Source organism: Flavonifractor sp. An306 (genome assembly GCF_002159455.1).
In the GTDB taxonomy this organism is placed as follows: Bacteria; Bacillota; Clostridia; order Oscillospirales; family Oscillospiraceae; genus Flavonifractor.
On the sequence record NZ_NFIQ01000097.1, the window covers coordinates 1 to 11,068 of the forward strand.

9 protein-coding genes and 1 pseudogene are annotated in these 11,068 nt (G+C 59.5%); 6 read left to right on the forward strand and 4 right to left on the reverse strand.

Going from position 1 to position 11,068, the window contains the following annotated elements; genetic code table 11:
* The 3 genes and pseudogenes from B5F88_RS17175 to B5F88_RS17185 all read right to left on the reverse strand — a co-directional run.
* Nucleotides 1-316, reverse strand: a pseudogene (locus B5F88_RS17175) (flagellin); the annotation flags it as partial.
* Nucleotides 317-560: 244 nt separating this feature from the next.
* Complete coding sequence (locus B5F88_RS17180) at nt 561-1,457, reverse strand: late competence development ComFB family protein (RefSeq protein ID WP_087348503.1); 897 nt, start codon at nt 1,455-1,457, stop codon at nt 561-563.
* Nucleotides 1,457-2,251: a ParA family protein gene (locus tag B5F88_RS17185; protein WP_087348505.1), complete on the reverse strand. Its 795-nt coding sequence runs from the start codon at nt 2,249-2,251 to the stop codon at nt 1,457-1,459. The genes B5F88_RS17180 and B5F88_RS17185 overlap by 1 nt, the downstream gene beginning before the upstream one ends.
* Before the next feature lie 221 nt (nt 2,252-2,472).
* Between B5F88_RS17185 and fliD the strand changes: the two genes are divergently transcribed.
* The 3 genes from fliD to B5F88_RS17200 are packed head-to-tail and all read left to right on the forward strand — an operon-like array spanning nt 2,473 to nt 5,720.
* Entirely contained in the window at nt 2,473-4,905 is a 2,433-nt protein-coding gene (gene fliD / locus B5F88_RS17190; protein ID WP_087348507.1) for a flagellar filament capping protein FliD, read from the forward strand.
* A gap of 32 nt (nt 4,906-4,937) precedes the next feature.
* On the forward strand, nt 4,938-5,309 hold the full coding sequence (locus B5F88_RS17195) for a flagellar export chaperone FliS (protein WP_087348509.1): 372 nt from the start codon (nt 4,938-4,940) through the stop codon (nt 5,307-5,309).
* 12 nt (nt 5,310-5,321) lie between these two features.
* On the forward strand, nt 5,322-5,720 hold the full coding sequence (locus tag B5F88_RS17200) for a hypothetical protein (RefSeq protein WP_087348512.1): 399 nt from the start codon (nt 5,322-5,324) through the stop codon (nt 5,718-5,720).
* A 65-nt stretch (nt 5,721-5,785) separates the two neighbouring features.
* Here B5F88_RS17200 and B5F88_RS17205 read toward each other — a convergent pair whose 3' ends face one another.
* Nucleotides 5,786-6,658 (reverse strand): C39 family peptidase, encoded by an 873-nt coding sequence (locus B5F88_RS17205; RefSeq protein WP_242959859.1) that lies wholly within the window; start codon nt 6,656-6,658, stop codon nt 5,786-5,788.
* A gap of 79 nt (nt 6,659-6,737) precedes the next feature.
* Here B5F88_RS17205 and B5F88_RS17210 point away from each other — a divergent pair, with 79 nt between their 5' ends.
* The 3 genes from B5F88_RS17210 to pilM all read left to right on the forward strand — a co-directional run.
* Nucleotides 6,738-7,445: an ATP-binding cassette domain-containing protein gene (locus B5F88_RS17210; RefSeq protein WP_087348515.1), complete on the forward strand. Its 708-nt coding sequence runs from the start codon at nt 6,738-6,740 to the stop codon at nt 7,443-7,445.
* 85 nt (nt 7,446-7,530) lie between these two features.
* The gene (locus B5F88_RS17215; protein ID WP_087348517.1) at nt 7,531-9,300 is read left to right on the forward strand and encodes a methyl-accepting chemotaxis protein; all 1,770 of its coding nucleotides are present in this window, start codon (nt 7,531-7,533) and stop codon (nt 9,298-9,300) included.
* Between the two features lie 74 nt (nt 9,301-9,374).
* On the forward strand, nt 9,375-11,068 hold a 1,694-nt coding region (pilM, locus tag B5F88_RS17220), incomplete at its 3' end, for a pilus assembly protein PilM (RefSeq protein WP_087348519.1).

Below are 11,068 nucleotides of genomic sequence, written 5' to 3' on the forward strand. Positions count from 1 at the left end.
TCTCGTTCTCGTAGGTGCCGTTGGCGGACTGCTCAGCCAGGGAGTACATACGGTTGAGCATGTCGTGAACCTCAGTCAGGGCGCCCTCAGCGGTCTGCACCAGGGAGATACCGTCCTTGGCGTTGTCCTGAGCCTTGTCCAGGCCGGTGATCTGGGCCCGCATCTTCTCGGAAATGGCCAGACCGGCGGCGTCGTCGCCAGCGCGGTTGATCTTGTAGCCGGAAGACAGCTTCTCCAGGTTCTTGGACAGAGCGGAGGTGTTGTTGTTGTAGTTGCGGTAGGCATTCATAGCCATAATATTGTGCTGAATACGCATAAAAGATTTCCTCCTTGAAGATTGGTCGGAGCAAGTTCCTTCTCGCCCGCCGGAAGTTGGGCCCGTCCGCCCCCGCAGGCCTTTACGGGGTGGCCGGACTCTGGTTCAGAGCGCTGGGGCCGCGGCCCCAAATACCCTTCATTGCTTACTTCGTCCACTTTCCGTGGAAATTAAGACCTTTTTCAAAAAATTTTTAAAAAAGATCCGGTTTCACCAACAGGAGTGAACCGGATCTCTCTATGACTTATAAGGTATGCCGGGGAGACTCCATCACCGTCTTGCAGGCGTAGATCACCTGAGTAACCAGGGCAGAGTCAAATTTGGCCTGATAAAAGCTCAGCAGCGGAGGAAGTGAGGCACTGGAAAGTACCACATACTTGGCAGGCAGACGGCTGAGGGCCAGCGCCCGCACATCAGCCACACAGCGGGGACAGTCGCACAGCCCAAACAGCTTGATATACTTCCGCAGCGGCTCCTCCACCAACTCCTCCATAACATTCAGATATACCGCCCCGCCAGGCAGGGGGATCCCCGGTCCCTCCGGCTGAAGCGGCTGGGCGGTGGCCGGCTCCAGTGTGGGCGCCGCCTCCGGCTCCGCTTCCCGCTCCGGTTCAGGCAACGCCTCCGGCTCGGATCTGGGCTCAGGTGCGGCCTCGGGCATCTGTTCCGGCTCCACTTCCGGCTCTGGCCCCGCTTCTGGCTCCGGCTCCGCTTCTACCTCTGGCAGCAGCTCTGGCGCCGGTTCCGGCTCCACTTCTGGCTCCGGCTCCACTTCTGCCTCTGGCAGCAGCTCTGGCGTCGGTTCCGGCTCCGCCTGGGCCAGTTCCTGATTCAGAGACTCCGTCAGCGCCTCCCGGATGGTCTCTGACAAAGCCTCGTTGTTAACCCGGGCCACCTCCAAAATAGGCGGAGCCACCCGCCGCTGTCCAGACGGAATCCCTGTGGCCGGGGTCTGGACCGGCTCGCTCTGTGTCTCCTTGGGGGGCTTGCTGGCCTCCGAAGGGCTGCTCTCCTGCTGGCTGGTGGCCGGAGAAGTCTCCGGCTTGGCGGCTGCCGGCGCCTCATGAGAGGCTCCGCCGCCCGCCAGCAGGCTGAGTACGTGGTCGGTTTTACTGCTGCGGCCGTTCTTCTTCCCCGCCATTATGCCTTACCTCCTGCCTGACTGTTCCGGGGAAACCAGCGGCCGGCTACCTCGTCGCACAAATCCTGAAAATCCTGAGAGGGCTTTGCGGAGGGAGCGTAATCCACCACACTCAGCCCATGGGCCGGGGCCTCCGCCACCGCTACGCTCCCCCGGATCTTGGTCTCAAACACCCGGGTGCCCAGCTGGGCGGCAATCTGCCCCGCCAATTCCAGCACTTCCCGATTCAGATTAAACCGGGCGCTGTACCGGTTGAGTAAAATCCCCAGCACCTCCAGCCGGGGGTTGTAATAATCCTTCACGCTCTCGATGGTCTCCTTGATCTGGGATACACCCAACAAGCTGAGCACCTCCGGCGCCATGGGAATAATCAGGCTGTCCGCGGCCACATAGGCATTCACTGTCAGCAGATTCAGCGCCGGCGGGGTGTCCACGATGATAAAATCGTAGTCCTGCTCCACCTTGGACAGGACGTTTTTCAGCAGAAACTCCCGGCCCGGCCGGTTGAACTCCAGCTCCGCCCCGGACAACAGAATATTGGAGGGCAGCAGATCGCACACCTCCGTATGGGAGAGCGCCTCCGCAGGCTCTACCTCCCCACGGAACACATCATAAATAGTGGCGCAGTGTTCAATATCCAGCCCCAGGCTGAAACCCAGGCTACCCTGAGGGTCCAGATCCACCCCCAACACCCTGGCCCCGCGCTGGTGCAGCGCGCTCAGCAGAGCCGCTGCCGTGGTAGTCTTGCCTACCCCTCCCTTTTGGTTGGTAATGGCAATCATCGATATTGACATGCCGACGCCCCCTGTCTCCGCCCCAGGGGCGGCAAACTTGCGCGGAAAACTTGAAAAAAAATGAATTCTCTCTTATCTTTTTGCTGTGTTGGACGATATAGATGGTGAGAGAATGTTTTACCGCTTTTTTCAATCATTGTACCTAAAAGGTCGTTTCTTGTCAACATGACACTATAATGAAGTATCTACGTTTCGTTATTTTAGAAAGGGTGTGAAGGAATATGGCGTCAGTCAACAGTCTGTCCGGTTCCAGCAGTTCCTCCAGTATTTACGGCAATCGTACTTACAATATTATTTCTGGTCTGGCCAGCGGTCTGGACACCGAGGAACTCATTTCTGGTGTGGTACAGAGCTATCAGCAAAAAATCCAGTCCCTCAATCAGAAAAACACCAAACTTCAGTGGCAGCAGGAAGCTTACCAGAGTATTTCCGACAAGCTGGTGGAATTCTACCGGAACTACTCCTCCTATGTCTACTCCAACACCAACCTGGCCAGCTCCAGCTTTTTTGACAAAGCGGTAATCACCACCACCAATGGTCTCAACAAGGATCTGATCTCCGCCTCCGGCAAGACCAGCAGCAACGTGATCATCAACGCCGTCAACAAGCTGGCCTCTGCCGCCCGCTACTCCGTTTCCGCCGATACAATCAGCGGTGTAAGCAATGGCAAGGTTACCGCAAAAGATCCTATGAGCAATCTGTCCTCCAATGTGGAGTTGAGCAACCTCTCCGGCTCTTTGACTCTCAACTATGGTACCCGCACTGTGTCCATCGACTTTGGCGAACGGGAACTCTATACAAAGTCGGACGGCAGTCTGGACACCGAGGCCTTCCAGAAGGCCATTGAGCAGAAGCTGAAGGATCAGCAGATCTCCACCAGTGACGGCTCCGTGGTGACCGCCGACACCATGATCGGCGTGGAGGTCAGCGCGGACGGCAAGGTTTCCTTCACCGACAAGTCGGGCGCCGGCAACCAGGTCTCCATCGCCTATGCCTCCGGCTCCCTGGGTGATAACATTACCGATCTGGATGGTGCAATCAAGGACAAGGAGTCCTCCTTCCAGCTGACCGACGCGGTGGTCAAGGATGCGGCCGCAGAGAAACCCATGGCGGAATACCTGGCCGGCAAGACCCTTACCTTCACTCTGGACGGCAAGAGCACCACCGTCAAGCTGCCGGATAAAGCTACCACTAATGATGAGTTTGTCAAAAACCTGAACACAGAATTGGGGAAGGCCTTTGGCACAAATAGCTCCGGAGCCAATCGGGTGTCCGTATCCCTGGATGGCGGCAAGCTCTCCTTCCAGACCGACGAGGGCTCCACCCTCTCCGTAACCGCCTCCAATGAGGACGTGGGCGACGTGCTGGGTATCGGTTCCGGTCTGAGCACTTACCTTGATACTTCCAAGACCCTGGAAGAATTGGGGTTCAGCTTTGATGGCCTTACCCCCAACAAAGACGGTAAATATGACCTGGTCATCAACGGCGTCACTATCGGCTCTTACGACAAGGACACCGAGTTCAATACCATCATCAACAACATCAATTCCAACACTGAGGCCGGCGTCAACATCAGCTATTCCAAGACCAGCGGACAATTCGTCTTTACAGCCAAGGATACCGGCGCAGGCGGACGCATCGAGATCCCGGGAACCGATCCTTCCGATCCCAGCAAAACCACCCTGGGCGCGGCTCTGTTCGGCGCCGTGGACCCCAGCGACTATCCTACCGACAACAGCACCCCCAACAGTCCCTATACCCACGGTCAGGACGCCGAGATCAACGTCACCATCAACGGGCAGAATATGACTCTTACCCGCTCCTCCAACAGCTTTGATCTGGACGGTATGAACGTCACTGTCAACGGCACCTTTAACGTAGGCAAAGATGTGGCGGACATTGAAGAGAACAGCAAGGTTACCTTCACCAGCAAGACCGACGCGGACCAGATCGTGGACGTCGTCAAAAAGATGGTGGAGGACCTGAACACCATCATCAAGGAAGTCAAGAGCGCCTATTCCGACATGCCCCTGGAGAAGTCCGACGGCTCCAAGTACGAGCCCCTCACTGACGAGGATATGGAGGGCATGAGCGAATCCGCCATTGAAACTTATGAGGAAAAGGCTAAAACTGGCATCCTGTTTATGGACAGCGATCTGTCTGCCTTGTATAATGATTTGCGGAACGCCATTTCTTCCAGCGGGGCCGACGGCGTGACCCTGCGTTCCATCGGCATCAGCACCTCCTACTCCGACGGCCTGACCACGCTTACCTTTGACGAGCAGGCCTTTCGGGAGGCTCTGGAGAACGACCCGGATAAGGTGCAGGAGGCCTTCACCAAGAGCAAGGAGAACGGCGCCGCCACCGACGGTCTGATGGCTACCCTTACCTCCATCACTGACCGGTACGCCTCCACCAGCGGCGACGTGCAGGGCATTCTCATCGAGAAAGCCGGCTCCAAGTACTCCCCCACCGCCGCGCTGGACAACACCTTGCTGAACCAGATGAAGGATGTGGAGGAGGAAATCTCCAAGTGGCAGGATAAGATGTCCAACAAGGTGGATTACTACACCAACAAATTTACCCAGCTGGAGCTGCTCATCAATCAGATGAATTCTCAGAGCTCCGCTTTGGCGGGCCTGATGGGCGGCTAAGTTTGGATCACGCCGAGAAAGGAATCTGAACCATGGATATGCGAGGCTATCAGCGCTACCGCGAGGACGCGCTGAATACCATGACTCAGGGCGAGCTGCTGCTGCTGCTCTATGATGAGCTGGTCAAGCGGCTGATGCAGGCTGAGATTACTCTGTCCAAGGAGCAGTATCCTGCCTTTGAGGTAGCGGTGGATAAGGCGGTAGCCATCATCCGCTACCTGGACGACACGCTGGACCGCCAATATCCCATCAGCAACCAGCTGACCCGCTTGTATGAATACTTCTGCTATGAGCTCAGCCGTGTAAAAAACGGTCGCAACCAGACCGAACTGGAGCGGGTCAAGCGCATGGCCAGCGAGTTGCGCGACAGTTTCCGGGAGGCCGTGAAGCACACTTCAGAGTAACAGGGGGCGCCTATGATAAGCCAACAGGTCCTCTCCGCCGCATCCGCGGCGGAGAGGCAGATGTACCTTGCTTTGAGCGAGGTGGAGGATCTGACCCAGGAACTGGCTCAGGCCATTGACCGCCAGGACCAGGTTTCCGTGCGGCTCTTCCTCTCTCTCCGGCAGGAGCAAATCAACCGGCTCACCGAACAGAAGGCGCTGCTGCAGCATCTTTGCAGCCAGCTCCCGGCGGAATCGGCCGCTCTGCTGCAGGGGATCCTCAGCGGCACACCGCCCTCCTCCTGCCCCGAGGCGGAGGAGCTATCCCGACAGGTGGAACGCAACCGCATCCTGCTGGAGCGCGTACTCCGGGCCGATCTCCGCTCCAGCCAGAGACTGTGCGGCAGGGATTCCTTTTACGGCACGCGGTAGCCGTGCTCCATAGCGGCGTTTGCACAACAAATGCCCCCTGTTTTTCAACAGGGGGCGCTCGTTGGTTATTCCACTTTTTCCAGCACGGAGAATCTCCAGAGGGGTGCGCCGCTGGTACGGCTGGCAGACAACTCGTCCAAAATCAGCTGAGGGTCCCAGGCGGCCAGGCTTCTCTCCCGGCTGTTGGGATCGGCCACCAGAACCTTTCCCTCCAGGGTGACGCCCCGTAGCAGAATAAAATGGCCCCGGTTGGTAAAATGCCCTTTTCCCATCAGCGCCACAAACATGTGGCCTGAAGCCAGGTCCCGTCGGAGTTCGTCTGCCGTCAAACTGAGGCTGCCTTCCGCGTGCAGGCCGTAATCGGCCGCCATTCCCTCCACGATGGAGAGGTAGGAACCGCTGCCCGGCGCGCAGTAGCCGCTCTCATAGGCGGCCTGGGCCGCCTGGATCGGGTCCAGTAGCGTGTCCTCCATGGAAGAGATCAGCATGGCCATGGATGTGGGGCCGCAGCCATACCCCCGAATGGAATCTGGGCCGTAGGAGCCCTGGGCCCAGGGTTCTTCCCCCTGGTTGAAGTACACCGTCTCCACTACGCCGCCGGTGAGGATCTCCAGCTCTCCCCGCTGTATAAACTCTGTTACCGCGGGGTCTTCCACCGGCGGGGGGCTGGCCTCCACCGGCTCGCTGACAGCCTGGCTGACTGGTGTTTCAGAGGGCTGTTCGGAGGGACGGACCGCCGCCGCCGCCGATTGGACCCACTCCTTGCCCCGGTCCATCGCTTCCTGCGCCATGGCCTGCACCGGTTCCGTAATCTGGTCGTAGAGGTCGGGCGCCGCGAAACGGCATACCAGCAGCTCCGTCCCCAGGATACAAATCAGCGCCAGCAGGATCAGTCCTATGACCCAGGGAGCCTTGTGCCGTTTCTTTGCCCTTCGCAATCGCCTCATCTCCTTTATCAGGTAGTATAGGGTGATTATAGCAAATTATTCGCTGCTTGTATATAAAAAGGAGCTTTTTATGCCGCAGATTCGTTTGGAGGGTGTGGGAAAAGATTACCTCCAGGAGCCGGACAGGCGGATTCTTCACGCCGTTCGGGAAATTGATCTTACCATTGAGCAGGGAGACTTTGTATTCATTACCGGCAGCAGCGGTGCCGGAAAGAGCACCCTGCTCCAGCTGCTTTCCTGCGAAATGCAGCCCACACATGGCGCCGTTTATCTGAATAATATCAATGTCACCGCCATGTCCCGCCGGCAGCGGGAGCGGCGGCGGATGTGCTTCGGCTACGTGCCTCAACTTCCCACGCTGGTCCGCAAGCGCACCATTGAGCAGAACCTGTCTGCTGTGGCCGCTCTCCGTCCGGACCGCAGCCAGAGCCTTACCGCCCGGATCCAGAAGGCTCTGCGTCTGGTTGGTCTGGGAGACGTGCTGCAGCGTTATCCTGTGGAACTTTCCCAGGGGGAGTGCCGCCGGGTGGAGCTGGCCCGGGCCATCATCAACAATCCCGAGGTGTTGGTGCTGGACGAGCTGACGGCCAACCTGGATGAGGATACCGCCTGGGACCTGTTCCTGTTCCTCTCAGAGGTCAACCACCTGGGCACCACCATCGTAATGGCCAGCCATGCCAAAAACTTTGTCAACCTGATGCGCCGCCGGGTGATCACCCTGGTGGACGGACGCATTCTGGGCGATGTACAGAAGGGCCGCTATGGCGACGTGGTCTGAGCCGCTTCCCTTTGCAAATTCCGGCCTGCTTTTTCCGACAGACCGCATATATAGATAGCACCTTTAACTTTCAGGAGGATATAGCATGAAAAACATAAAAGTCGGAAGCAAGATCTTATTCTCGGTTATTGTCACATTGGTTCTGTCCCTGATCATGATGTGCATTTCCATCCGCACCATCCTCGTTGTCCGCGACAACTATCTCAGCCTGCTGGACAATCAGATTGCCATCACCGACGCTGTTCAGGAGAGCGAATCCGAGGTCAATGCCGTTGCCCGCCAGCTGCGGGACATGGCGCTGTTTGGCTACAGCACCACCACGGTCAGCAATATTGAGACCTCTATCGCCACCATTGACGAATCCATCAATACCATCCAGAAGCTCTATACCGGAACCGATGGGCTGGATGATACGTATATCCAGAAGATCCAGGAATGGGAGTCCTCCTTTACCAATATCGATAATGCGCTCCAGGCCGGCAACATTGATGAGGCCCGGCAGCTCATCCAGAACGAGTGCACCCCCAGACTGAACGCCGCTGTGGAGGCGGGACACAACCTGATGAACCAGGTAACGGATGACGGCACTCAGGTCGCCAACAGTGCCACCGCCACCAGCACCCGGGAGATCATTATTCTGGTCGTCCTTATGGTCATTATCGTGGCCGAGTGCATCGCCCTGAATATGTACGTGGTGCGCTCCATCGTGCGCCCCCTGCGGGAGGCCGAGGAGGCCGTTGTTGCCTTCAGCCAGGGCAACCTGTCCCATACGCTGCACTATGAATCCGGCGACGAGATCGGCGGCATCTGCGACGCCGTACGCACCTCTCAGGATATCCTGCACAACACCATTGAGGATATCGTTACCATCACCAAGAAGCTGGCTGACGGCGATCTGTCCGCCAGCACCACCCAGGACTATCCCGGCGAGCTGGCCCCCATCAAGGAGAACGTCGAGTACCTGCTGAGCCAGCTGAACGACACCATGAGCAGCATGCTCCAGGCCGCCGACCAGGTGGCCGCCGGCGCCGATCAGGTGTCCAACGGCTCCCAGGCCCTGGCTCAGGGCTCCACCCAGCAGGCCAGCGCCGTGGAGGAGCTTTCCGCCACCATCAACGATCTGGATCACTCCGCTCAGGAGAACCGGAACACCGCCAAAACCGCCAAGGAGAAGGCCGACCAGGCCTCCGATCAGGTGCGCATCAGCAACGAGCGTATGCAGGAGATGCGCAAGGCCATGAGCGAGATCCTCACCGGCCAGAAGGGCATCGGCAAGATTATTGAGACCATTGAGAATATCGCCTTCCAAACCAACATTCTGGCTCTGAACGCCGCGGTAGAGGCCGCCCGGGCCGGCAGCGCCGGCAAGGGCTTCGCCGTGGTGGCCGACGAGGTGCGCAACCTGGCCTCCAAGTCCGACAGCGCCGCCAAGCAGACCAAGAAGCTGATCGAGTCCTCCATGAGCGCGGTGGAGCGGGGCGGCGAGCTGGCCGAGGATGTGGACGCCAACATGCAGAAGACGGTGGAGTACGCCACCGTGGCCATTGAGTACATGGATCGCTTGGTTGAACGCACCATTTCCGAGGCGGAGGCCATTGCTCAGCTGACCACCGGCGTGGACCAGATCTCCGCCGTGGTGCAGACCAACTCCGCCACCAGCGAGCAGTCCGCCGCCGCCAGCCAGGAGCTGTCCTCCCAGGCCGTGATGATGAAGCAGATGGTTCAGCACTTCCATCTGAAGGACTCTCCCGCCTCCATCTCCGCTCCCGCTTACGAGCCGGAGTCTGACGATGCCGCCTTTGGCGCCGGAGATTCCTCCTTCAGCGCCTCTGAGAGTCGCTTCAGCAAGTATTGATTTACCCAGCAAAAATCCAAGGGGGACGCCCTGTGGAAAACAGGGCGTCCCGGAACAAAGGAGTTGGTTGACATATGGCTGGAACAGCGGCCCGACCCATACAGGGGCAGGAGCTTATCTATGCGCTGGACATCGGCACCCGCAGCGTCATCGGGATGCTGGGCACCGTGGTAGACGGCCGGGTGCAGATCCGGGCCATTGAAAAGCAGCTCCACCCCAAGCGGGCCATGATGGACGGCCAGATTGAGGATATCGCCCAGGTGGCCAACATTGTGCGGACCGTCACCGACCGGCTGGAGGAGACCTCCGGCTGTAAACTCACCAGAGCCTGCGTTTCTGCCGCCGGCCGGGCCCTGCGCACAGAGCGGGGGCACACAGAGCGGTCCCTCCCCGCTCCCCAGCCGGTGGACCAGCAGCTGGTGGCCCAGCTGGAGGCCGCCGCGGTATCCGAGGCGGAAAAAGCCCTCCACGACATGGAGGACAGCGGGCAGCGGATGCTGCTGGTGGGCTATACCGTCACCCGGTATTCTCTGGACGGCTACCCCCTCACCTCCCTGCTGGGCCATACCGGCCGGGTGCTGGAGGCCGATGTGGTGGCCACCTTCCTGCCCGGCGGCGTCATCGACAGCCTGTACGCCGTCATGCGGCGGGCGGGCCTGGAGGTAGCCAGTCTGACACTGGAGCCCATAGCCGCCCTGAACGCAGCTATTCCTCCCGATCTGCGGCTGCTGAATCTGTGCCTGGTGGATATCGGCGCCGGCACCTCCGACATCGCCATCTGCCGGGACGGCAGCGTGGTGGGCTATACCATGGCTACCGTGGCGGGAGACGAGATCACCGAGGCCCTGATGCGGGAGTATCTGGTGGACTACCAGACCGCTGAGCAAATGAAAGAAGGCCTTTCAGGCGGCGGCACCCTTCAGTTTACCAATATTCTGGGGCTGGAGCAGAGCTGCACCGTGGACGAGGTGGAAGCCGCCCTTACCCCGACGGTGGAACTGCTGGCCCGGGAGATCGCCCAGCGGGTGCTCGCCCTCAACGGGTCGGCTCCCTCGGCCGTATTCCTGGCGGGAGGCGGCAGCAAGCTGCCTACTCTGCAGGAAAAGGTGGCCGACGCACTGGATATGGACCTGAGGCGGGTAGCCATCGCAGGCGGCCACTTCAAAAACACCGTCTGCTCGGACACACTGACCCTGGAGGACCCGGAGTACACCACGCCCCTGGGCATCGCGGTGTCCGCAGGTCTGGGCCTGATCAGCGACAGCTGCCAGGTCCTGCTCAACGGTACGCCGGCCAAGCTGTTCCGCAGCGGAAGCCTGACGGCCATGGAGCTTTTGATGATGAACGGGTACACCTACGCCGACCTGCTGGGCAAAAGCGGAAAGCCGCTGGTGCTTCAGGTGGACGGGAGGCGTACCGTCTTTCACGGGGAACCCCCCATACCCGCCCGCCTCCGGATCAACGGAGCGGACGCCCAACCTTCCTTCGTGGTCCATGCCGGCGATCAGGTGGAGTTCACTCCGGCAGTGGCGGGAGCCGACTGCCAGCTGACGGCGGAAGCGCTGCGTCAGCGTCTGGGCTGCACCGCTATCATAGTAGACGGGCAGGTTCCCCAACCGGAGCAGCCCCTGGCCTCCGGCGCATTTGTCACTCAGGTGGGGGCGGCCCTTCCCCCGGAACCAGCCCCCGAGCCGGAACCAGAACCGGAATCTGCACCAGAGCCTGAACCTGAACCGCAGCCTGCTCCCGAGCCGGAGCAGCAGGAGGA